19 protein-coding genes, 1 tRNA gene and 1 pseudogene are annotated in these 23,146 nt (G+C 64.9%); 7 read left to right on the forward strand and 14 right to left on the reverse strand.

Going from position 1 to position 23,146, the window contains the following annotated elements:
• Positions 1 to 108 precede the first annotated feature (108 nt).
• The gene (pknB, locus tag QFZ40_RS12230) at positions 109 to 2,181 is read left to right on the forward strand and encodes a Stk1 family PASTA domain-containing Ser/Thr kinase (RefSeq protein ID WP_306904651.1); all 2,073 of its coding nucleotides are present in this window, start codon (positions 109 to 111) and stop codon (positions 2,179 to 2,181) included.
• A gap of 43 nt (positions 2,182 to 2,224) precedes the next feature.
• Here the strand turns inward: pknB and QFZ40_RS12235 are convergent, their stop codons facing one another.
• Complete coding sequence (locus tag QFZ40_RS12235; protein WP_306904653.1) at positions 2,225 to 3,616, reverse strand: class II 3-deoxy-7-phosphoheptulonate synthase; 1,392 nt, start codon at positions 3,614 to 3,616, stop codon at positions 2,225 to 2,227.
• A 71-nt stretch (positions 3,617 to 3,687) separates the two neighbouring features.
• Positions 3,688 to 4,419 carry a lysophospholipid acyltransferase family protein gene (locus QFZ40_RS12240; RefSeq protein WP_306904655.1) on the reverse strand — a complete coding sequence of 244 codons (732 nt, stop codon included), beginning with the start codon at positions 4,417 to 4,419 and terminating at the stop codon, positions 3,688 to 3,690.
• 111 nt (positions 4,420 to 4,530) lie between these two features.
• Between QFZ40_RS12240 and QFZ40_RS12245 the strand changes: the two genes are divergently transcribed.
• The 3 genes from QFZ40_RS12245 to QFZ40_RS12255 are packed head-to-tail and all read left to right on the forward strand — an operon-like array spanning position 4,531 to position 6,783.
• The gene (locus QFZ40_RS12245) at positions 4,531 to 5,334 is read left to right on the forward strand and encodes an alpha/beta hydrolase (RefSeq protein ID WP_306904657.1); all 804 of its coding nucleotides are present in this window, start codon (positions 4,531 to 4,533) and stop codon (positions 5,332 to 5,334) included.
• The gene (locus QFZ40_RS12250) at positions 5,331 to 6,164 is read left to right on the forward strand and encodes an alpha/beta hydrolase (RefSeq protein WP_306904659.1); all 834 of its coding nucleotides are present in this window, start codon (positions 5,331 to 5,333) and stop codon (positions 6,162 to 6,164) included. The genes QFZ40_RS12245 and QFZ40_RS12250 overlap by 4 nt, the downstream gene beginning before the upstream one ends.
• Positions 6,157 to 6,783, forward strand: a complete 627-nt coding sequence (locus tag QFZ40_RS12255) for a hypothetical protein (protein WP_306904660.1) — start codon at positions 6,157 to 6,159, stop codon at positions 6,781 to 6,783. Before QFZ40_RS12250 ends, QFZ40_RS12255 begins: the two co-directional genes overlap by 8 nt.
• 43 nt (positions 6,784 to 6,826) lie before the next feature.
• Here QFZ40_RS12255 and QFZ40_RS12260 read toward each other — a convergent pair whose 3' ends face one another.
• Positions 6,827 to 7,918, reverse strand: coding sequence for an ROK family glucokinase (locus QFZ40_RS12260; protein WP_306904662.1), 1,092 nt, complete (start codon positions 7,916 to 7,918; stop codon positions 6,827 to 6,829).
• A 177-nt stretch (positions 7,919 to 8,095) separates the two neighbouring features.
• On the opposite strand from QFZ40_RS12260, the gene QFZ40_RS12265 reads away from it, so the two are divergent.
• Positions 8,096 to 9,913, forward strand: coding sequence for an AMP-dependent synthetase/ligase (locus QFZ40_RS12265; RefSeq protein WP_306904664.1), 1,818 nt, complete (start codon positions 8,096 to 8,098; stop codon positions 9,911 to 9,913).
• A gap of 76 nt (positions 9,914 to 9,989) precedes the next feature.
• On the opposite strand, the gene QFZ40_RS12270 is transcribed toward QFZ40_RS12265, so the two are convergent.
• Positions 9,990 to 13,385, reverse strand: a complete 3,396-nt coding sequence (locus QFZ40_RS12270; RefSeq protein ID WP_306904666.1) for a pyruvate carboxylase — start codon at positions 13,383 to 13,385, stop codon at positions 9,990 to 9,992.
• Positions 13,386 to 13,689: 304 nt separating this feature from the next.
• Between QFZ40_RS12270 and QFZ40_RS12275 the strand changes: the two genes are divergently transcribed.
• A complete protein-coding gene (locus QFZ40_RS12275; protein WP_306904668.1) occupies positions 13,690 to 14,511 on the forward strand; it encodes a ParA family protein in 822 nt (273 codons plus the stop codon).
• Positions 14,512 to 14,618: 107 nt separating this feature from the next.
• Here the strand turns inward: QFZ40_RS12275 and QFZ40_RS12280 are convergent, their stop codons facing one another.
• The 5 genes from QFZ40_RS12280 to gcvH form a co-directional block, all read right to left on the reverse strand.
• Positions 14,619 to 15,215: a MerR family transcriptional regulator gene (locus QFZ40_RS12280; protein WP_214962407.1), complete on the reverse strand. Its 597-nt coding sequence runs from the start codon at positions 15,213 to 15,215 to the stop codon at positions 14,619 to 14,621.
• Positions 15,216 to 15,450: 235 nt separating this feature from the next.
• Positions 15,451 to 15,954, reverse strand: coding sequence for a bifunctional nuclease family protein (locus QFZ40_RS12285; protein ID WP_066285823.1), 504 nt, complete (start codon positions 15,952 to 15,954; stop codon positions 15,451 to 15,453).
• A complete protein-coding gene (ftsR, locus tag QFZ40_RS12290) occupies positions 15,954 to 16,670 on the reverse strand; it encodes a transcriptional regulator FtsR (protein ID WP_306904674.1) in 717 nt (238 codons plus the stop codon). Before ftsR ends, QFZ40_RS12285 begins: the two co-directional genes overlap by 1 nt.
• A 23-nt stretch (positions 16,671 to 16,693) precedes the next feature.
• The gene (locus QFZ40_RS12295; RefSeq protein WP_306904677.1) at positions 16,694 to 17,170 is read right to left on the reverse strand and encodes an FHA domain-containing protein; all 477 of its coding nucleotides are present in this window, start codon (positions 17,168 to 17,170) and stop codon (positions 16,694 to 16,696) included.
• A 143-nt stretch (positions 17,171 to 17,313) separates the two neighbouring features.
• On the reverse strand, positions 17,314 to 17,700 hold the full coding sequence (gene gcvH, locus QFZ40_RS12300; RefSeq protein WP_214962412.1) for a glycine cleavage system protein GcvH: 387 nt from the start codon (positions 17,698 to 17,700) through the stop codon (positions 17,314 to 17,316).
• A 183-nt stretch (positions 17,701 to 17,883) separates the two neighbouring features.
• On the opposite strand from gcvH, the gene QFZ40_RS12305 reads away from it, so the two are divergent.
• Positions 17,884 to 18,753: an Fpg/Nei family DNA glycosylase gene (locus tag QFZ40_RS12305; protein WP_306904680.1), complete on the forward strand. Its 870-nt coding sequence runs from the start codon at positions 17,884 to 17,886 to the stop codon at positions 18,751 to 18,753.
• A gap of 72 nt (positions 18,754 to 18,825) precedes the next feature.
• Here the strand turns inward: QFZ40_RS12305 and QFZ40_RS12310 are convergent.
• From QFZ40_RS12310 to QFZ40_RS12330, 5 genes and pseudogenes are all read right to left on the reverse strand, one after another.
• Positions 18,826 to 18,902, reverse strand: a tRNA-Pro gene (locus QFZ40_RS12310).
• Between the two features lie 147 nt (positions 18,903 to 19,049).
• The gene (der, locus tag QFZ40_RS12315) at positions 19,050 to 20,600 is read right to left on the reverse strand and encodes a ribosome biogenesis GTPase Der (protein ID WP_306904682.1); all 1,551 of its coding nucleotides are present in this window, start codon (positions 20,598 to 20,600) and stop codon (positions 19,050 to 19,052) included.
• Positions 20,601 to 20,610: 10 nt separating this feature from the next.
• Positions 20,611 to 21,292: pseudogene (locus QFZ40_RS12320) on the reverse strand (lysophospholipid acyltransferase family protein).
• Between the two features lie 31 nt (positions 21,293 to 21,323).
• Positions 21,324 to 22,037: a (d)CMP kinase gene (cmk, locus tag QFZ40_RS12325; RefSeq protein WP_306904684.1), complete on the reverse strand. Its 714-nt coding sequence runs from the start codon at positions 22,035 to 22,037 to the stop codon at positions 21,324 to 21,326.
• A complete protein-coding gene (locus QFZ40_RS12330; RefSeq protein ID WP_306904686.1) occupies positions 22,037 to 23,146 on the reverse strand; it encodes a prephenate dehydrogenase in 1,110 nt (369 codons plus the stop codon). The genes cmk and QFZ40_RS12330 overlap by 1 nt, the downstream gene beginning before the upstream one ends.

The following is a 23,146-nucleotide window of genomic DNA, read 5'->3' on the forward strand; positions in this document are numbered from 1 at the left end:
ATCCCAAACAAGCCTCCGCCCCCGAGTGGCGTGCGGCCGGGATAACGAAACGGGTCTGGATCACATGGGTGATTCGGACCCGTTTCGCTGCGGCATTAGGATCGTAGGGTGCAGGAACATGTGTCTGACCGACTAGTCGGGACGCTGGTGGATGACCGCTACGCCGTCCGGTCCAGACTGGCGCGCGGCGGCATGTCCACTGTGTACCTTGCCACCGACCAACGGCTGGAACGCGATGTTGCCCTCAAGGTGCTGCATCCCCATCTGGCTACTGACGACACCTTCCTTGACAGGCTTGGACGCGAAGCCAAGTCGGCGGCCAGGCTCTCCCATCCCCACGTTGTTGGCGTGCTGGATCAAGGCAACGACGGCCAGACGGCGTACCTGGTCATGGAATACATCAAGGGGCACACCCTCAGGGACGTCATCAATGCCAAAGGTGCCCTGCCCCCCAGGCTTGCCCTTGCACTCATTGACCCCGTGGTGGAGGGGCTTGGAGCCGCGCATGCTGCCGGGCTGATCCACCGCGACGTCAAGCCGGAGAACGTCCTGATTGCCGACGACGGCCGCATCAAGGTCGGCGACTTCGGCCTGGCCCGTGCCGTCACTACTTCCACCAGCACCGGTGCGCTCATCGGTACCGTGGCCTATCTCTCCCCCGAGCTCGTGCTGGGGAAGCAGGCTGATGCCCGCAGCGACATCTACTCGGTCGGGATCATGCTGTACGAGATGATCACCGGCCAGCAGCCGTTCGACGGCGATGTCCCCATCCAGGTTGCCTATCAGCACGTCAACGGCACCGTCGGTCTGCCCTCCGCCCTCGTGCCCGGGCTGGCGGCGGAGGTGGACGAGCTGGTCCAATGGTGCACCTCCAACGATCCCGAGAACCGGCCGGTGGACGGTAACGCCCTGCTTCAGGAGTTGCGCCATATCCGCACCAACCTCACTGACTCCGAGCTGGATCTTCGGCCACCGGCGGCCTTGGCGGCAGGCGCGCAGAACCCCACAGAAGTAATTGCACGCACCAGCAATCCCACCGCCGTCATGTCGCCCTTCGCCCAACCCCGGCAGCAGCCGGTGGCCGGGATGCAGTCCCCGCCCGCCGGGCAGCCGACGTCGTTCCTTCCCGGTCCTGACTATCCCGGGGCGCAGCAGGGTTCGGGCTATGACGGATACATTCCGCCCACGCCGGCGCCTCTGAGTAAGCGTGCCCGGCGCAAAGCCGACCTGGAAGATGAGAGAGCCAGGTCCAGGGCGGCCGCGACCCCCGTGCGGAGCCTCCGGGAAGGCAACCCGCGCCGCCGCGGTGTGCTCTGGGTGGTGATTCTCATCATCGCCGTCCTCCTCGCCACGGGGGCCGGCTGGTTCTTCGGCATGGGCCCGGGATCACCCGCAACGGTTCCCGCTGTCGCCAACAAGACTGTGGCCCAGGCCCAGCAGCTGCTTGCTGAGGCGGGCTTCCAGTCCCGGACCAGCGATGTTTTCGACGACGTCGTCCCGTCCGGGCTCGTCGTCGGTTCCCAACCGGAAGCCGGGACCGAAATCAGGAAATTCCAACCCGTGGCATTGCTTGTCTCCAAGGGACCTGAACTGTTTGGCCTGCCCGAACTGACGGGCAAGACACTGGATCAAGCCAAGGACGCACTCAACAAGGCCGAAATGGCGCTGGGAAAAATCACCGAAAAGTTCGATGAGGTGGCGGCAGCCGGCGTTGTGCTGGCCCAGGATCCCGCATCCGGAACGCCTTCAAGGCACGGAACGCCGGTGAACCTCACCGTCTCCAAGGGACCGCAGCCGATCCCCGTTCCCTCGGTCGTCGGCCAGGGGCAGGACGACGCCGTACAGGCTATCGAAGCGGCCGGGCTCAAAGCGGTCATCGCGCCGGACAGAGTGAATGACAAGAAGATCCCCAAGGGGGCAGTGGCCAGCCAGTCGCCGGCATCCGGGACGCTGACCAAGGGCGGCACGGTGACCCTGACGGTATCGGACGGCCCCAAGCTCGTGAATGTTCCCAGCTACATCGGCAAGCAGGCCTCCGACGCCCGCAAAGCACTCGAGAAGCTCGGATTCGAAGTCAAGGTGAACAACATTCTGGGTGGCTTCTTCGGGACTGTCCGGGACCAGGATCCCGTCAACACAGCCGTACCCGAAGGCTCAGTCATCACCCTGACAGTGGTGTAGCCGGTTCTCAACCGGCCACACCACCGGGACGGTTTGGTGTAGCTCAGTTCTTGGCGAGGGCTCCAGCCACCAGGAAAGCCATTTCAAGCGACTGCATATGGTTCAGCCGCGGGTCGCAGACCGACTCATAGCGGTCCAGGAACGCCTCCTGGTCCACGGGGTCCGCACCGCCGAGGCACTCGGCGACGTCGTCGCCGGTCATTTCGACGTGCAGGCCGCCAGGCACCGTTCCCAAGGCGTGGTGCACTTCGAAGAACCCGCGCACCTCGTCAATCACGTCGTCGAAATTCCGGGTCTTGTAGCCGTTGGGTGAGGTGACGGTGTTGCCGTGCATCGGATCCGTCACCCAGAGAACCTGCGCCCCGGAGGCGGTAACCTTCTCCACCACCGCGGGCAGCTTCTCGCGGATGTTTCCGGCGCCCATGCGGGTGATAAACGTGAGGCGGCCGGGTTCACGTTCCGGATCCAGCTTGTCGATCAGGCGCAGTGCGTCGTCGCCGGTAGTAGAAGGGCCGAGCTTGACGCCGATGGGGTTGCGGACCCTCGAGAGGAAATCGACGTGGGCGTCGTCAAGCCCTCTGGTCCGCTCCCCGATCCAGAGGAAGTGCGCCGAGGTGTCATAGGGGAACCCGGTGCGGGAATCGATCCGGGTCAGCGCCCGCTCGTAGTCCAGCAGCAGAGCCTCATGGCTGGCGAAGAACTCCACGCGCTTGAGGGCCTCGAAGTCCGCACCGCAGGACGCCATGAACTGGATTGCCCTGTCGATGTCACGGGCAAGGGACTCGTAACGGGCGTGGGCCGGGTTCTCGGTGAAGCCCTTGTTCCAGTGGTGCACGAGGCGAAGGTCGGCAAAGCCGCCCTGCGTGAACGCCCTGATCAGGTTCAGGGTCGAAGCCGAGGTGTGGTACGCCTTGAGCATCCGGGCGGCATCGTGGCCTCGGGATTCGGGCGTGAAGTCGTAGCCGTTGACAATGTCGCCACGGTAGGCCGGAAGGGTCACGCCGTCGCGGGTCTCATCGTTGGAGGACCGCGGCTTGGCAAACTGGCCGGCCATCCGGCCCATCTTGATGACGGGCATCGCCGCACCGTAGGTGAGCACGACCGCCATCTGCAGGATGGTCTTGACGCGCGCACTGATTTTGTCCGCGGTCGCGGCATCGAACGTCTCCGCGCAGTCACCGCCCTGCAGCAGGAAAGCTTTGCCCTGTGCAGCAGCGGCCAGCCGCTCACGCAGGATGTCTACCTCACCGGCAAAAACCAGCGGCGGGAGGATGGACAGTTCCTTGACCGAAGCGTCGAACACATCCTTGTCCTGCCAGCTGGGCTGCTGGGAAACAGGAAGGTCCCTCCAGTCGTCAAGGCCTGGATAGTTGGCGGCTCCGCTCTGGGCCGTGCTGGACAGCGAGAAGGCGGGTCTTGCAGATAGCTCAGTCACCCTCTAAGACTAATGGGCCTCAGGGGCAACGGGACACCTCGCCGTCACGCGTCAGGAGAGGACCGTCACAGTCATCCGGTGGCGGAGGCCCCGCCTTCGCCGCCGCTTTCCGGCTCCGGCTGCTTTCCCGCGAGCCGGAGTTTCACCACCGCAGCATATTCGTCCACGTATTCCTGGCCGGAAAGACGCATGAGCTCGAACATAATCTCGTCGGTTACTTTGCGTTGCACCAGCCGGTCCTCGGCTTCTCCGTAGTACCTGCTGAAATCCAGCGGCTCCCCGAAAATCATGCCGATCCGGCGGATGTTAGGCAGCCTCTTTCCGATCGGCTGGACCTTGTCCGTCCCGATCATCGCCACAGGAATGACAGGCACACCCGCCTCCAGCGCGAGCCGGGCGACTCCCACTTTGCCCCGGTAGAGGCGCCCGTCGGGGCTTCGGGTCCCTTCGGGGTAGATCCCCAGCAGTCCGCCGCCCCGGAGGACCTCCATGCCCGCATCGAGTGAAGCTGCCGAGGCTGCCCCGCCGGACCTGTCCATGGGCAGCTGGTTCGTCAGGCGGAAAAAGAGTGCCGTGAGGCGTCCTTTGAGCCCGGTGCCCGTGAAGTACTCGGCTTTGGCCAGGAATACGACGGGCCTGGACACCATCAACGGCATGAAAATTGAATCCGAAAATGACAGATGGTTGGAGGCGATAATCGCCGGGCCCTCCGCCGGCACATTGTCCAGGCCTTTAACCCAAGGACGGAAAAGAAGCCCCAAAACCGGACCCAGGAAGATCCTTTTCATGACCCAATAGAACACGTGACGAACCTCTCCCCAAGACGCCTGACGGGCCCTGCGTCGGGCCTGACCAGCACTCCAGTGCAACCCTACTCTAGTGAGATTTGCCCCGAACAGTGACACGATGGTGTCATGACAGAGAGCAGCATTCCGCCCCGGCCTGCCGCTTTCAGCTACCCCGGCCACGGATCCAATGCGAGGACCGGAATTGCCATCTGCCACGGCTTTACCGGCAGCCCGCTCAGTGTCCTGCCATGGGCCGAACACCTTGCCGCCCAGGGCTTTGCAGTATCAGTCCCCCTCCTGCCCGGGCACGGAACGGACTGGAAGCAGCTCGAGCTCTCCGACTGGCATGACTGGCACGGAACCTTCGAAGCCGCCTATCTTGAGCTTGCGGCACGGACTGATGATTGTTTCGTGGCTGGCCTGTCCATGGGCGGTGCCATTGCCTTGCTGACGGCCTCCCAGCATCCTGTCGCCGGTGTGTCAGTGGTGAATCCTGGCCTCAGCTTCTATGACCGCCGGGTGCGGGTGATCGGGGTTCTCAAGTACTTCCAGCGCACCACGCTACCCATCCAGGAGGAGCAACCGACCGCTCCCCCCACCCAGGACGGCGACTACTCGCGGACCCCGCTCGCTGCCGTGCACCAGCTCAAGAAACTCTTCGGCGCAGCCATCCGCGCGCTCCCCCGCGTGTCAGCGCCCGTGCAGGTTTTCAAGTCCCGTGCTGACGCCGTCGTGCCGCCTACCTCACTAGTGCTGCTGACGCGGCGCCTTGGCCCGCTCTTGGAGGAAGTAGTGGACCTCCCCGCGAGCGGCCATGTGGCTACGCTGGACGTTGATGCCCCCGAGATTTTTTCCAGATCCACCGCGTTCTTCCTCAAACATGCGTCCGCAAACGCCGCACGCCATAACATCAGGTCGGAGACACCATGACGCAGCTTCCGGACCACAGCCCCTTCAGCAGCACTTTCCGGGGCGACGGGCCGCGGATCGGAGTGGTCCTTTCGCATGGCTTCACGGGCAGTCCGCACGGCCTGCGCGCCTGGGCGCGCTCATTGGCCGATGCCGGTTTTGCCGTACGAATGCCTTTGCTTCCGGGCCATGGCACCAGCTGGCAGGAACTGGCCCGGACACGCTGGGCGCAATGGCACGAAGCACTCGACGAGTGCTATCGGGAACTGGACGAGCAGTGTGATTCCGTGTTCGCTGCCGGATTGAGCATGGGCGGGGCCCTGGCGTTAAGGATCGCAGCGACACGGCCGGTCAGCGGCGTAGTCCTGGTAAATCCCGCACTGGTCATCGACGACCCCCGAGCACCCCTCGCCGGCATCCTCAAGCTGGTGCTCAAAAGCACCCCCGCCATCGCCAACGACATCCTGAAGCCAGGCATGGACGAAGGCGCGTACCCGCGCACCCCTGTGGCCGCCGCCCATGAGATGAACAAGATGTTCAAGGACACTATCCGGCTTCTCCCCCGGGTCACGGCACCGGTGCGGGTCTTCCGCTCCACAGTGGACCATGTGGTCTCCGACTCCAGCATCGCGGCCTTGCGCCGCGGACTGACGAACGCGCCTTTGGAGTTGACGAGCCTGGAAAACAGCTACCACGTCGCAACGCTGGACAACGACGCAGGTAAAATATTCCGTGGATCCGTCGGGTTCATCCGCTCAGTGGTCTCCGGCGCCTTGCCGCCCGCGGCCAGCCAGGCTCCTCCCGCGCTTGATGCAGCCGCCACCTCCCAGGAAGGCCCCGCCAATGCCTAGGCCAGACTCAGGCTCCCCCGACCAGAGCGCCAACCAGGACGACGCCGTCTGGCTGGACCTCGTGGCACGCCTCGAAGGCGACTCGCCGAGGATCAACGATGCCCCTGACGGGGCAGGCGGCGCAGACGCCACCGCCACAACCTACCCGTTGGGCGCGAAGGATCCGGGCACGTCCAAGACGTCACCGGGAGCCTCGGACACCGCCGGAAAATCAGCCGGTTTCCGGGACTTCGATCCGCTCGGCCTGGCGGGCTCCGCCCCCACCGAACTGTCAGCGGCCGAGCGGCAGGCGGCCTCACCTGCCGGCTCCGGTCAAGCAGGCGAGGAGCCGGCCGGGACCCCCTCGGCAGGACCCAGGGACTACAGTGCCGAGGATGACGACGGCGCTTTTGTCCCGGAGGAGCCTCCGAGCCTCGCAGGCACCGATCCGCTGACCATGCTTGCCTGGCTTGGTGCACTCGGCGGCCCGGTGGCGCTGCTCCTGTCCTCCATGTTCTGGCGCTCGGCGCCGCTGCTTGCCGTCCTGGGGATCGTGGCTGTCTTCGTCCTCGCTGTGGTCTACCTGATCATGAAGCTTCCGCAGGAGAAGGATGACAACGACGACGGCGCCCGCGTCTAAGTAGGTCCCGTCGCAGTGTGGGGCCTCATTTTAAGGCCCGGGGTCAGCTGCGCAGCCGGCTGCTGACCCGGGAAAGATCAGCGGCGCCGATCAGGCCCGCGTTAGGTCCGAGTGCGGCCAGCGCGATGCCTGCTGCCGGGCGGAAGCCGCGGCCGGTCAGGTTCCTGGCGAAAGCCTTGCGGGCAGGTTCCACCAGCAGGTCACCGGCGGAACAAAGACCGCCGCCGATCACGAACAGACCCGGGTCCAAAGCCGCCGCCAGGTTCGCCAGGCCCAGCCCCAGCCATTCGCCAACTTCATCCAGAAGCTCACGGGAGGCAGCGTCGCCAGCCAGGGCAAGCTCGGTCACAATGGCTCCGGTGATCGCTTCGGTGTCTCCGTCAACGGCTACAAGGAGCTCCTGGGCCACGGGCGAGTTGGCGCGTGCCAGGATCCTCGCTTCCCGCCCGAGCGCATTTCCCGATGCGTACTGCTCCCAGCACCCCCGGTTTCCGCACTCGCAGCGGTGGCCGCCAGGCATGATGATCTGGTGCCCGAATTCCCCGGCAACGCCAAAGCGGCCGCGCTCGACGCGCCCGTCCATCACCATGGCACCGCCGATTCCGGTGCCGAGAGTGATGCAGACAAGACGGTCCTGGCCCCGGCCCGCCCCAAAGCGCCATTCCGCCCATGCGGCAGCATCGGCGTCGTTGGTCAGGAGCACAGGCCGGCGCAGCAGGCGCTGCAGGTTGGCCCGCAACGGCTCGTTGCGCCAGGCCAGGTGCGGACTGAACAGCACCGTGCCGCCGTCGAGGTCCATCCACCCTGCCGCCCCGATTCCCACGGACCAGATGCGATGGCCGGCGCCGAGTTCCTCCACCAGTTCAACGATCACCCGTTCGACGGCGCGCGGATCGCTTCCGGGAGTGGAGCGACGCGCTTCGCTGAGAATCCTCCCGTCCGCATCCACCACGCCGGCCGCAACTTTTGTCCCGCCGATATCGATGCCGATGGCCAGGCCTTTCCGGCCGAGCCGGAGGTGCTCGCGGAACCCTTCCCCGTGCCGTTGCCTGGCCTGAAGAGTCGGAGGCCGGCGGCGCCACGGAGCCGGCCGCCTGAGAGGTCCGGCCTGTTCGCCGGGCGGCGGTGCATACATAGTTCCTCATTCTAGGCGGGCGGGAGGCACGCCCCCGCAGGCACTCCGGGCAAGGCCCGTCCTGCTCTTTGACTACTAAGTTACCCGCCAGTAGGTTTGATACTGCACGGCCTGAAAAACGGGCGTACTAGTCTTAGACATACCCCGTGCGGGTCTTCGGATATCAAAGGAGCTATAGTGCGCGAATTCAGTGTTCCGCCGCTGGTTGTTGTCCCACCGGAAACCAACATCACTGACCTTGTACTGCGGCAGGCCGCTAAGCCCAGCAATCCGGCGCTTTTTTCGCGGCTCGATGCCTCAGGCACCTGGCAGGACGTCTCAGCCACCGATTTCCTGGCTGACGTGAAAGCGCTGGCGAAAGGCCTCATAGCCAGTGGTGTGGGCGCCGGAGAGCGCGTGGGGATCATGTCCCGCACCCGGTATGAATGGGCACTGGTCGACTTCGCCATCTGGTTCGCCGGAGGCGTTTCCGTTCCCATCTACGAGACGTCGTCCCCCTCACAGGTTGCCTGGAACCTCGGCGACTCAGGAGCAGTCGCCGCGTTCGGCGAAGCCGCCCATCACGAGGACATCATCCGCCAGGCAGCGGCGTCTGAGGGGCTCACCGGCCTCCGCCACGTCTGGCAGCTGGAAGGCCAGGGACTTGAGGCCCTTCGCCAGGCCGGACTTGACGTCAGCGACGCCTATCTCGAGGAACGCCGCAGCCTCGCCAACCTCGATGACGTTGCCACGATCATCTACACATCCGGTACTACCGGCAGGCCCAAGGGCTGCGAGCTGACGCACGGCAACTTTGTGGAACTCTCCGATAACGCGCTGGCCATCATCGGCGAGATCGTCCATGAAAACGCGAAGACCATTATGTTCCTGCCCCTCGCGCACGTCTTCGCCCGCTTCATCTCCGTGCTGGCCATGGCCGCGGGCACCACTGTGGCCCACACCCCTGACATCAAGCACCTGCTGGCTGACCTGCAAAGCTACGAGCCCACGTTTATCCTGGCCGTGCCGCGCGTTTTCGAGAAGGTCTACAACTCGGCACTGACCAAAGCAGAGGACGGCGGCAAGGGAGCCATCTTCCACAAAGCTGCCGAGACCGCCATCGCTTTCTCCAAGGCACGCCAGGAGGGCAGGGTGGGACTGGGCCTGAAGCTCCGCCACGCACTCTTTGACCGGCTGGTGTACGGCAAACTGCGCGCCGCCATGGGCGGACATGTCGCACACGCAGTATCAGGAGGCGGCCCGCTGGGCGAACGCCTGGGCCACTTTTTCCAAGGCATCGGCCTGCAGGTCCTGGAGGGTTACGGCCTCACCGAAACGACGGCCCCCATTTCCGTCAATACGCCGTCGCTGATCAAGATCGGGTCGGTGGGCAAGCCATTGCCGGGGAACGCTGTCCGGATTGCCGAGGACGGCGAGATCCTCGCCAAGGGAGCCTGCGTCATGCGCGGCTACTACAAACGGGAGGACCTCACTGCGGAGACTTTCGCCGACGGCTGGTTCCGGACCGGGGATATCGGCCGCCTGGACGACGACGGCTTTCTGTGGATCACCGGCCGAAAGAAGGAGATCATTGTCACCGCGGGCGGCAAAAACGTCATCCCTGCATTGCTGGAGGACCAGATCCGCGCCGACGCCCTGGTCTCCCAAGTCCTGGTGGTGGGAGACAACCGGCCCTTCATCGGCGCCTTGGTGACGCTTGACCAGGAAGCGCTCCCGGGCTGGATGCAGCGGCACGGGCTGCCCGCCGCCGGGTCGCCCGAGGAAGCGGCGAGCAATCCGGTCGTCAACGCGGCCGTGCAGGACCTCATCACCCGTGCCAATGCCTCCGTTTCACAGGCTGAAGCCATCAAATCATTCCGGATCGTCCCCTCCGACTTCACGGAGGCGTCAGGCCACCTGACCCCGTCCATGAAGGTCAAGAGGGCGCAGGTGATGAAGGACTTTGACGCGGTCATCGAGGAAATGTACGCCGCGCGTCGCCCAGCCAACCGCTAAAACAGCAACGCGGGGTCACTTCGCGCCCGTCCGAGGCCTTCGGATGGGCGGGAAGTGACCCCGCGTTGCTGTTGTCCTACTCCACTACGAGCAGCAAGTCCCCGCCCTGGACCTGCTCCACCGCGGAAATGGCGATCCTGGTGACCTTGCCGCCCACCGGCGTCGTGATGGATGCTTCCATCTTCATCGCCTCGATGGTGGCCACCGTATCGCCGGCGTTGACGGTATCGCCGGGTTTGACAGTGACGGTGACCGCCCCAGCGAACGGCGCCGCCACGTGCCCCTGCTGCGCGGGATCCGCCTTCTCGGCAGCTTTGACGTTGCTGACGACTGAACGGTCCCGGACGACTACCGGCCTGGACTGACCGTTCAGGGTGCACATAACGGTGCGCATGCCCTTTTCATCCGGCTCCGAGACGGCTTCCAGCGAAGCGATCAGGCGGACGCCCTTCTCCAGCTGGATCTCGTGCTCAGCCCCGCGCTGCAAACCGTACAGGTAGTCCCGGGTGTCCAGGACGGAGATGTTCCCGTACGTTTCGACGCTCTTGAGGTAATCCTTGGTGGGGCCATCGAAGAGCAGCCGGTTCAGCGTCCGCTGGCGGGTCCTCGAGTCGCCCTTGAGGGCGGCGCTGTCCTCCGGGCTGAGCTCGACATCCCGCACCTTGATGCTCCGGCCCTGGAGCGCCTTGGTACGGAACGGTTCGGGCCAGCCGCCCGGAGGATCGCCCAGTTCGCCTGACAGGAAGCCGATGACCGAATCGGGGATGTCGTAGTTCTGCGGGTTCTCGTTGAAATCAGCGGGATCGGCGTTGAGGCCCACCAGGTGCAGGGCGAGGTCGCCCACCACCTTTGAGGACGGGGTGACTTTCACCAGGCGCCCCAGAATGCGGTCCGCAGCGGTGTACATGTCCTCGATGGCCTCGAAGCGTTCGCCCAGGCCCAGGGCCATGGCCTGCTGGCGCAGGTTGGAGAGCTGTCCGCCCGGAATCTCGTGCTGGTAAACGCGGCCTGTGGGGCCCGGCAGCCCTGACTCGAACGGCGCGTAGACCCGCCGCACGGCTTCCCAGTACGGCTCCAGTGAGCTGACGGCGGCCAGGCTGAGGCCGGTGTCCCGCGGGGTGTGGGCCAGTGCTGCCACCAGGGCGGAAGCAGACGGCTGGCTGGTGGTTCCTGCCAGTGAAGCGGCGGCGACGTCCACGGCGTCGACCCCAGCCTCCACGGCGGCCAGCAGCGTGGCCAGCTGGCCCCCTGCGGTGTCGTGGGTGTGGAGGTGGACCGGAAGGTCGAACCGATCACGGAGCGCGGCGACAAGCCGGGCTGCCGCGGCCGGACGGAGCAGGCCGGCCATGTCCTTGATTGCCAGGATATGGGCGCCGGCGTCAACGATCTTCTGGGCCAGCTCCAGGTAGTAGTCCAGCGTGTAGAGCTTCTCGTCCGGGTCCAGCATGTCCCCGGTGTAGCACAAAGCCACTTCCGCCACGGCTGTACCGGTCGCGCGAACGGCCCTGATGGCCGGAGCCATCTGGTTGACGTCGTTGAGCGCATCGAAAATACGGAAAATGTCGATGCCGGTTGCGGCTGCTTCATTGACGAAGGCTTCGGTGACTTCCTCCGGGTACGGCGTGTAGCCCACCGTATTGCGGCCGCGGAGCAGCATCTGCAGACAGACGTTGGGCAGCGCCTTCCGCAGGGCGGCCAGACGGTCCCAGGGGTCCTCGCCCAGGAATCGCAGCGCGACGTCATAAGTGGCACCGCCCCACGCCTCGACCGAGAGCAGTTCGGGAAGCAGCGCCGAGACCGCCGGGCCGGCAGCCACCAGGTCGCGGGTCCGGACCCGGGTGGCCAGCAGCGACTGGTGCGCGTCCCTGAAGGTGGTGTCGGTGACAGCCACCGCGTTCTGTTCACGCAGCGCCCTGGCAAAGCCTTCGGGTCCCAGCTCCAGCAGACGCTGCCGCGATCCCGGAGCCAGTTGTCGGTCCGGGACCGCGGGCAGCTTTGCCGCCGGATCCGAATGGACTTTGAGCTCGCCGTTGGGCTTGTTCACCGTCACTTCGGCCAGCCAGGTGAGCAGTTTGGTGCCACGGTCAGCAGGGACACGGGCCTTCAGCAGCTCCGGGCGTTCGTCAATGAAGGACGTGGCAACGTCGCCGGCGATGAAGTCGGCGTCGTCCAGGACGGCCTGCAGGAAGGAGATGTTGGTGGAAACGCCACGAATACGGAATTCGGCCAGGGAGCGCCGTGCCCGTGCGACGGCGGCCGGGTAGTCGCGTCCGCGGCAGGTCAGCTTCACGAGCATGGAATCGAAGTGCGGGCTGATTTCGGCTCCGGAGTAGACGGTTCCGCCGTCGAGCCTGACGCCGGCACCGCCGGCGGACCGGTAGGCCGTGATCTTGCCGACGTCGGGCCGGAAGCCGTTGGCCGGATCCTCGGTAGTGATGCGGCACTGCAGCGCCGCTCCCTTGAGCTGGACAGTTTCCTGGGACAGGCCCAGGTCCGCAAGGGTCGCACCGGCCGCGATCCGCAACTGGGCCTGCACCAGGTCCACATCCGTCACTTCTTCGGTGACGGTGTGCTCCACCTGGATCCGGGGGTTCATCTCGATGAACACGTGCTGGCCGGCCCGTTCGCCGACCGTGTCCACCAGGAACTCGACGGTACCGGCATTCACGTAGTTCAGGGCCTTGGCGAACTTGACTGCGTCGCGGTAGAGGGCCTGCCGGATGCCGTCGTCCAGATTGGGGGCGGGCGCGATCTCGATGACCTTCTGGTGGCGCCGCTGGATGGAGCAGTCACGCTCGAACAGGTGGATGACGTTGCCTTCGGCATCGGCCAGGATCTGGACCTCGATGTGCCGCGGGCGGAGGACGGCCTGTTCCAGGAACATGGTGGGATCACCGAACGCGGCGTCCGCCTCGCGCATAGCCGACTGGAGTGCTTCCGGAAGGGCTTCGCGGGTGTCCACCCGGCGCATGCCGCGCCCGCCACCACCGGCAACGGCTTTGGCAAAGATCGGGAATCCGATGACGTCGGCAGCAGCGATCAGCTCGTCGAGGTCCTTGGAGGGCTGGCTCGACTTCAGGACGGGGACGCCTGCCTCACGTGCAGCCTTCAGCGCTGCGACCTTGTTTCCGGCGAGCTCCAGCACCTCAGCCGGCGGGCCGACGAACGTGATGCCAGCTTCCTTCGCCGCCCTTGCCAGGTCCGGATTCTCCGACAGGAACCCGTATCCCGGGTAGATGGCGTCCGCGCCGGACTCCTTGGCCACGCGCACTACCTCAGCCACGTCCAGGTAGGCCCGCACGGGGTGGCCCTCTTCGCCGATCAGATATGCCTCATCGGCCTTCTGGCGGTGAATTGAGTTTCGGTCCTCATGGGGGAAAACGGCAACCGTCTTGGCGCCCAGCTCGTAGCCGGCGCGGAAGGCCCTGATCGCGATTTCGCCGCGATTGGCCACCAGAATCTTGGAAAACATACTTCTCCTGCATCATTGCGGGTGTATCGGTAAGTGGTCACAGTGTCTAAGACGTTCGCTGACAAACACAAACGATTGTGGCCACCATCACAGAATCGTCCGTCATGTCCAGCACGGTCAAAGCATGACCTGACGAAACCAGCCGCACGCATCGTCCGCAGTGCCATGCCGGAGCCCGATAAGGCGGGATTCACAGGCGCATCAACATATGATGAGTAGGGCGGCAGGAGCCGCCCGGCTTCGGCACTGCCGGAGCAAACACTACCCCCACCACGGCAGCCGGCGTTAGGTTTTGGTCTCTCAAGTGCAAGTAGTCAGCATCAGCAGCCTTAAAGGCGGAGTCGGCAAGACTTCCGTTACCACCGGATTAGCCTCTGCGGCGCTTGCCGCAGGCATCCCCACCCTGGTGGTGGACCTGGATCCCCACGCGGACGCGACCACCGCCCTGGGCGTTCAGCCCGGCGAGCAGCTGGACATCGGCCGGATGCTCAAGAGCCCGCGGAGGGCGAAGCTGGCGGACAACGTGGTGGGCAGCAGCTGGACGGCCCGCGCACATTCAAACGGGTCCGGTCCCGCCGTCCTGGACGTGGCAGTGGGTTCGGCCTACACCGGAATCTACGACCGGCCCGACCTGGGCCGCCGCGACCTCCGCCGGCTGTCCTTGGTTCTGGCCGGAGCCGAGGAATACCAGCTGGTGCTGATCGACTGTCCGCCCTCGCTTAACGGCCTGACCCGGATGGCATGGTCCGCCAGCGACAAGGTGGCCCTTGTCGCCGAGCCTGGCCTGTTCTCCGTGGCCGGGACGGAGCGGACCATGCGGGCTATCCAGCTCTTCCGGCAGGAATTCGCGCCCAATCTTTCGCCTGCAGGAATTGTGGCCAACCGCGTCCGCAGCGGGTCTTCGGAACACACCTACCGGCTGGCCGAAATGGAATCGATGTTCGGCGATCTCCTGCTGAGTCCCAGGATCCCGGAGCAGGCCAACTGGCAGCAGATCCAGGGCGCCGCCCACCCCGTGCACCACTGGCCCGGCGACTCCGCGAAGTCAGCTGCCGTCCTCTTTGATAACCTGCTGGCCAACCTTCTCGCAGTCGGCAGCGGACTCCGCTCCCGGAGCGCCCGCTAACCGCAGCGGACCGATCGAAACAGCGGAGGCCACCTTCCCGGGGAAGGTGGCCTCCGCTGTTAATCGTGTTCAGGGGCCGGCCGGGTTCGGAACGGCCCTGGCGGAAATCAGCCGATCTTGCGTGCGGCGCGCCGCTTGCTCAGTTCGTCGTCCGGAAAGGACTGCTCCGCGGCGTGCTCGCTCGGAAGGGAAGCCAAGCTGCCCTCCACCTCTCGCCAGACGCGGCCCACGGCGATGCCGAAGACGCCCTGCCCGCCCTGCACCAGATCGATGACTTCGTCAGCGGAGGTGCATTCGTAAACGCTGGCGCCATCGCTCATGAGGGTGATCTGTGCCAGGTCCTCCACGCCGCGTTCACGCAGGTGTTCCACCGCGGAGCGGATCTGCTGGAGGGATACGCCGGTGTCCAGGAGCCTCTTGACGACCTTGAGGACCAGGATGTCCCGGAAGCCGTAGAGACGTTGTGAACCCGATCCGGCGGCTCCCCGAACGGCAGGTTCAACGAGGCCGGTGCGGGCCCAGTAGTCCAGCTGGCGGTAGGTGATGCCGGCCGCCTTGCAGGCCGTGGGTCCGCGGTAGCCCGCGTCCTCGTCCAGTACGGGAAGGTCCTCGGTAAAGAGGAGGCCCTGGGCACCGCTCGCGGGCACAGCAACACCAGCCGTGGTGGGCTGTTTCAGCTCGCCTGCTTCGCCTTTGGGACTCACCTGGATCCTCCTTGTCTTAAACTCCCGGGAAAACTGCAACAGCCGGTGCAGGCATGAAGTCCATGCATGTAATTTCGCGGGGTCGCACTTTACAGTGTGACTTGCGCGGCTGCCGTAAGCAATGGGAGCTTGATATCTTCGACGTTAGGCCTGCCGGGTCCCAAGGTCAAAGATCTAGGGCCCTTGGGAGGGGCGTGTCGAAACTTTCATGCTCAACTTTAACCTTAGCGTGACCTTAGCCGTCGAAATCCTCAGGCTCCACGTCGTCGAGGAACTCACGGAAACGGCGCAGTTCACGCTCCTCATCCACGGTGGGGCCAGGCTCGGTGTCCTCGCCTTCGTCATGCTCCGTGATGCGGACGCCGGCCTCGTCCATGACCGAGTCGGCACACCAGATGCGGCACTTTGCCCGCAGCGCGATGGCCAGGGCATCGGATGCCCGTGAACTGACGGTGGTGCCGTTCTCGAACTGAAGCTGGCCGTAGAAGATGTTGTCCTCCACCGCCACGATATTGACGCTCACCACTGAGTGGCCCAGTGATTCCACGACGTCCACCAGGAGATCGTGTGTCATGGGGCGGGGCGGCACTACGCCTTGCTGGGCCAGGGCAATGGCGCTGGCTTCCGGCGTGCCGATCCAGATGGGCACATGGCGTTCACCGTGGATCTCGCGAAGGAGTACAAGGGGCTGGTTCGACGGCAGTTCGATCCGAACGCCTACGATCTCTACTTCGATCATCAGATGTCCATGCGTGAGATATGGTCCTGCACCAGGGCCCGGTGCAGTGTAAGGCAGAGGTCACTGATTTCGCGGGCAGCTTCCGCCGCCCGCGCCTGGGATGCCGAATCCCTGCGCGAAGCCAGCGGGGCAACCACACGTTCCACAAGTCCGAACTCGCGTTCAGCTGCTGCCTGGAACGGCCGGAGATGCCGCGGCTCCAGGCCATGGCTTTCCAACTGCACGCAGGCCCGGGCCACTTGAAGGGCATGCTCATCGAACTGGCCGTTGCTGTGGCTGATCAGCCCGAAGCTCAGCAAAGACTGGAGCAACGGGACGCTTGCCCCGGACTCGGTCCGGAGCTGCTCTTCGCTAAGCCTCCGCCCGCGGTTCTGGAGTTCGGCCGCCAGTTCGTCGGAGACGATGCGTGGCGAAACCACGACGCCGGGAGGCAGGTTCTCCGGGCGCTCTCCCCTGTCGATCGCATCAAGGTAGTCCTTGATCACCTTGAGTGGAAGGTACTGGTCGCGTTGCAGGGCCAACACAAAACGGAGCCGCTCGACATCGCTGTCTGAGTATTGCCGGTAACCAGCCGGAGTACGGCGCGGGTTGATCAGTCCCTTTTCCTCAAGGAACCTGATCTTCGACGCGGTCATTCCGGGAAAGTCGCCGCTTAACTGGGCGAGGACTTCCCCGATGTTCAGGACCTGGGGCCCCCGGCGTTCCGCTTGTGCCATTGCCACAGGCAATTGCCCCGGAATCAGGCGCGGCCTGCTGCGCGGGCAGGGCTCAGGTAGAAGGTGAGACGGAATTTGCCGATCTGGACTTCGCTTCCGGATTTCAATTCCACGCTGTCCACGCGGTCGTGGTTGACATAGGTGCCGTTGAGGCTGCCGGTGTCCACCACTTCGAAGCTCCGTGCGGTGCGGCGGAATTCAACGTGACGGCGGGAAACTGTCACGTCGTCGAGGAAGATGTCGGCGTCGGGGTGGCGTCCGGCCGTGGTGACGTCCGAGTCCAGAAGGAACCGTGCACCCGCGTTCGGGCCGCTATGGGCGACCAGGAGCGCAGATCCGGCCGGAAGGGCCTCAACGGACGCGTACTCGTCCCTTGAAAGCCTGGGGGCAATCGTGGGCTCGTCGGCGACGGGCGTGAGATTGATGGAAGTAGTCTCGGAGGCCCTGGCCGTACCCTTACCGTAATCACCATCGGCAGGGTGATGTTTGTGGCCAACCATGGATTCCTCCTCTTCCGCTGCAGCTCGCGCCCGCATTCGACATGTACCCTCCGGACAAGCCTCGCACGTCCGGTGCCGGGCCAGCGATCCAGCCGCTGACGTGCGAAGACGCTTCGCGGCCGGACCGGATGAACCGGTTAGCTTTAGCCTACCTGCTGTTCGTACTCGGATGCACTGAGCAGCGACTCCACGGCATCGGCTTCGGCGAGTTTGACTTCGATCAGCCAGCCATCACCGTACGGATCAGTGTTGATCAGTGCCGAATCGGTGTCCAGCGAATCGTTGCGGGCCACTACTTCGCCGCTGACCGGGGCGTAGATGTCGCTCACGCTCTTGGTGGATTCCACTTCGCCCACGACTTCATTCGCGGTGATCTTCGTGCCGATCTCCGGCATCTGCGCGTAAACAACATCTCCGAGTGCGTCCTGGGCGAAGTCGGTGATGCCCACCCGGACCACGCCGTCGGAATTCGGGGCTGATACCCACTCGTGTTCGGCCGTGTAGGACAGGTCTTCGGGAATGTTGCTCATCAGGGGCCTTTCATCGGGTCAAACACCAATGTCAACGGGGCCTGGGAAACAAGCCGCCGCTGAAAGTATAGGCACAACTCGGCGGGCGTTCGAGGAGGATTCTGACATGATGGGCGGATGAGAGATCATGCTAACGGCCAGGCCCCGGCGGGCGCCGACAGCCGGGACTGCAGCAGGTAATCCATGCCCGAACTTCCCGAAGTCGCAGGCCTGGCCGGTTTCCTGGATGAGCAGCTTAGGGGAAGCGTGTTCAGCAAAGTCCAGATCGTCTCCTTCGCCGTGCTGAAGACGGCGGATCCGCCGTACTCCGCCCTGCAGGGCAGGACCGTGACGGGGGTGCGGCGCTTCGGGAAGTTCGTCAGCATTGATGCCGGCGGCCTGTCCTTCGTTTTCCACCTCGCCAAGGCCGGCTGGGTCCGGTTTACCGACTCCCCTACCGACACCCAGCTGAGAATGGGTAAGAGCCACATTGCCGCCCGTCTGTCCTTCAACGGCGAGACGGGCCCTCACGGCATGGATCTTACCGAGGCCGGAACCAAGAAGAGCCTGGCCGTCTATGTGGTGGGCGACCCGCAGGATGTTCCTGGCATCGCCACGCTGGGCCCGGATCCGTTCACCGAGGCGTTCGACGCCGACATGCTGGCGGAGATCCTCGCCGGCAGTTCCCAGCAGATCAAGGGGCTCCTGAGGAGTCAGAGCGTTATCGCCGGGATCGGGAACGCCTACAGCGACGAGATCCTGCACGCGGCCAGGATTTCCCCCTTTGCGATTTCCAAGTCACTGGACCGGGATTCAGTGCAGATCCTCTACGACGCGATCCACAGCATCCTGGGAACCGCGCTCAGGGAAGCGCACGGCAAGCCTCCCAGCGAGCTCAAGGACACTAAGCGGAGCCATATGAGGGTCCATGCCCGGACCGGCCAGGCCTGCCCGGTGTGCGGCGACACGGTCCGTGAAGTGTCGTTCGCAGACACGGCCCTGCAGTACTGCCCCACCTGCCAGACCAAGGGAAAGATCCTCGCGGACCGCCGGACGTCGAAGTTCCTGAAATAGCGGAAAAGAGAAGCAGAAAGAGAAGCCAAAACAGAAGCGCCCCGGAGAGAATTCTCCGGGGCGCTTCTGTTTTGGTCGGGCTGACAGGATTTGAACCTGCGACCCCTTGACCCCCAGTCAAGTGCGCTACCAAGCTGCGCTACAGCCCGTCAGTTCTGCCGTTCTCCGCTGCATGTCATCGCTGAAACCTCCAGCAATTTCACTCAGCAGTCCGGCCGAACCACCTCCAAAAGCTTACACGATTCCGGAGGGTGCCTGTGACATTTACGAAGCACCACAGGCATGGTGTGTCCCAATTAACGCTTCTTGCCGCGCTTTTCGCGTACCCGCATGTTGACCTCGATGGGGGTGCCCTCGAAACCGAACGTTTCACGCAGCCGGCGGGTGATGAACCGGCGGTAGCCGGGGTCCAGGAAGCCGGTGGTGAACAGCACGAACTTCGGCGGACGGCTCGATGCCTGGGTTCCGAACAGGATGCGCGGCTGTTTTCCGCCGCGCACGGGGTGCGGGTGGGCGGCCACGAGCTCGCCGAGGAAGGCGTTGAGCCTGCCCGTCGGGATGCGCTTGTCCCAGTTCTCCAGGGCCAGGTCCAGGGCGGGAACCAGGCGGTCCTTATGCCAGCCCGTCAGCGCCGAAATGTTGACACGCGGGGCCCACGCCACGTGGGCCAGGTCCTGCTCAATCTCCCGCTCCAGGTAGGTGCGGCGTTCGTCGTCCAGCAGGTCCCACTTGTTGAAGGCAAGGACCAGGGCACGGCCGGATTCGATGGCCAGCTGAAGGATCCGGACGTCCTGCTCGCTCAGGACTTCGTCGACGGCAAGGAGCACGACGGCGACCTCCGCCTTTTCCAGCGCGGCCTGGGTCCGGAGCGAGGCGTAGTAGTCCGCGCCCTGGGCCATATGCTGGCGGCGCCGTATTCCGGCAGTGTCAACAAAGCGCCAGGTGCGGCCGCCCAGTTCGATGAATTCGTCCACGGGGTCGCGGGTAGTGCCGGCCGTGTTGTCCACGACAACCCGCTCCGAGCCCGCGAGTTTGTTCAGCAGAGAGGACTTGCCCACGTTTGGGCGACCGATCAGGGCGATGCGCCGCGGACCACCGGAGCGCTCGAGGCCCTCGATGGTGGAGAATTCCGGCAGCGTGTCCATCACATGGTCCAGGAGGTCAGCGACCCCGCGCCCGTGGAGGGCCGAAACCGGGTACGGCTCGCCGAAGCCAAGGCCCCACAGGGTGGCCGAGTCTGCTTCCTGGGCGAAGTCGTCCACCTTGTTGGCCACCATGATGACCGGCTTCTTGCTCTTGCGGAGCATCTTCATGACGCCCTCGTCCGTCGCGGTTGCTCCCACGGCAGAATCAACGACGAAGAGAACTGCATCGGCCAGTTCCACGGCCATCTCAGCCTGTTCGGCTACCCGGGCGTGGATGCCGCGGGCGTCGTGCTCCCATCCGCCGGTGTCCACCAGCGTGAAGTTGCGCCCGTTCCAGTGCGCCGAGTACATCACGCGGTCGCGGGTGACGCCGGGGGTATCCTCCACCACGGCTTCGCGGCGGCCCAGGATGCGGTTCACGAGGGTGGATTTGCCGACGTTGGGGCGGCCGATGATTGCCAGGACCGGGTCCAGCTTGACCGGACCGTCGAAGTCCTCGTCGCTGTACTCCCCGCTGAGCAGCGCGGCATCGTCTTCATCGAGTTCGTAGTCTTCAAGGCCCGCGCGGAGGGACGCGGCGCGCATCTCCGCTTCGTCGTCGTCAAGGGCAGCCAGCCGTTCGGCCACCTGGTCCGTGCCGGTGGGCGTGTATTCGTCTTCGCCGGCGCCGGAATGGCCGGAGGTTTGAGTCGTATCGCTCATTGCACTTTCCTTAGTGGTGATCTGCCGGCGTCCCGGCTACTGCTGTGAAATTCATGCGGGAAATCCGCGTGGGGCAAAGGCTGCCCACTGTGTTGGATTGCGTCCTGGACATGCCCGGCCAGGGCAGCGCGGATTTCCATTCCCGCCCTGTCCATTGAAGCACGGCCTGTCTCGCCGGGATTTCGGCTGATCGTCAGGGCGTTGCCGAAACTGATGTGGAAGCGCCGGCCAGGCCTGGGCACTGTGTCGAGGTGCTCGCTGCCGGTCCGGGTGCCGAGGATCGCGACCGGAACCACGGGCGCTCCCGAGTTCAGCGCCAGCCAGGCCACCCCGTTGTTGATGTCCGTAGCCTGCCCGCTCCCCCGGCTGCCTTCCGGGAGGATCCCGACGCAACGGCCGGCGTCGAGCACGTGCTTGCTGAGCAGCAGCGCTGCACGGTCCCCGGAACGGTCCACGGGGACCTGCCCGGAGGCCCTGAGCACCCGTCCGAGGAATCCCTTGAACATTTCCTGTTTGACGAGGATGTGCATGGGACGAGGCGAAGCGCCGAACATGACCGGCCCGTCCAGGAAGCTGATGTGGTTCCCGGCAAAGATCACCGGGCCGCCGCTCGGAACGTTGTCCCGGCCGGTGATGGACGTCCTGTACACCAGGTGGTTCAGGACCCAGCCCACGGGCCGGCTCCAGGTCATGGTCCAGCCGGACGGAAGCCTGGCGGCGCGATCAGTCACGGTTGAGGACCTTCGTGACGATCACCAGGGCGGCATCCACCGTTTCATCAAAATCCAGTTCAGAGGAATCCAGCGTGACGACGCCGTCGGCGGCCTGGGTGAAATTCACCACCGTGGAGTCCTTGGCATCGCGCTGGGTCACCTGGGCAGCCAGTTGCTCCGCGTTCTGCGTTCCGCCCATCTGGATGCCCCGGCGCCGGAGCCGTGCTTCCTCGCTGGCTGTCAGCAGCATCCTGACTTCGGCCCCGGGCGCGACGACGGTCGTGATGTCCCGTCCTTCCACCACCATCCGGCGGTGGTGCTTTTCGATCAGTTCCCGCTGGCGGCGGATCAGCTCCGTCCTGGCGCCCAGGGTGGTGGCGACGATGCTTACTGCCGAGGAAATCTCCGGTTCCCTGATGGCAGCCGTGACGTCTGCCCCGTCCACCCGCACGTATTCCTCCTGCGGGGTGGTGCTCACGTCCAGGACAAGGTCCCTGGCGGCCTGCTCGACGGAAGCTGCATCATTGAGGTCGATGCCTGTGTTGATGCAAAACCAGGTCAGTGCCCGGTACATGGCACCGGTGTCCAGGTAGGCGAGCCGGAGCCTGCGGGCCACTTCCTTGCTGACGCTGGATTTGCCCGAGCCGGAAGGGCCGTCGATGGCCACCACGAGGGGTCTGCCGACGCGCAGTGCGGGCAGGGTGTCAAGGAGTTCCTGTGTCATTACTGCAGTACCCGCCATCCGCGGTCGTTGAGTGCTTCGATCAGGTGGTCGTGCTTGTCGGGCAGCACGGATAGCTCCACCATGCCCACGTTCTGGCCGGACGAATGGTCAAGCCGAAGGTCCTCTACGTTCACGCCGATCTCACCAATTTCAGTGAGGAGCAGTGCGATCTGACCGGGTTTGTCATCCACCAGGACGGTAAGCCAGGAGTACGCCTGCGGAGGTCCGCCGTGCTTGCCCGGAATGCGGGCCTGGCCGGCGTTGCCTTCGCTGATCAGCTGGGCAAGGTCAAGCCGGGCTCCGGGTGCCGCCGGTGCCTCGAGCGTGCCGATGAGGCGGTTGAGGTCCTCACGTACGTGATAGAGGATCTCCACCACCTTCTGTGCGTTGCCACCGAGGATCTGGACCCACAAAGTGGGATCACTTGCTGCAATCCGGGTGACGTCCCGCAGCCCGTTGCCTGCCAGCGACAGCGCGTGAAGCGGTGTTCCCTGGAGGCGGCTGGCCAGTAGTGACGACATGACCTGGGGCAGGTGCGACACCAGAGCCACCGCCTCGTCGTGCTCCTCCGGCGTGAACTGCGAAACAACGGCGCCAAGATCCGTTGCCAGGGCCTGGGCCGCCTGGAGGGCATCAGGTGAGGTTTCCTCGGCCGGGCAGATCACCCACGGCATGGATGTGAAGAGTTCACCGCGGGCAGCGACAGGCCCCGATTTCTCCCGGCCTGCCATGGGATGGGTACCCACATAACGGGTAAGGTCCGCACCACGGTTCCGCAGGTCGTCAAGAATGGCAGCCTTGACGCTGGCAATATCGACCACCACGGACTCCGGGTAGTCGGCCAGCGCCTTCGCCGCCACGTCGGCCGTCACGTCCGGCGGTGCAGCCACCACCACCAGCTCGGGCGTCCCGTCTCCGAGCTCGGCTAAAGGCAGGCCGGCGCCAATATCGACGGCAACAGCCTGGTTGGTGGGCGAAGGGTCAGACAGGAACACGGGCACGCCGCGGCCCCGCAGCCCCAGCCCGATGCTGGCGCCGAGCAGGCCGGTGCCGATCACTACCACGGGCCCGTCCAGGTGTCCGCGGCCGTGCGTGCGAAATGCGGACAT

This window comes from Arthrobacter pascens, assembly GCF_030816475.1.
GTDB classification, from domain to species: Bacteria; Actinomycetota; Actinomycetes; order Actinomycetales; family Micrococcaceae; genus Arthrobacter; species Arthrobacter pascens_B.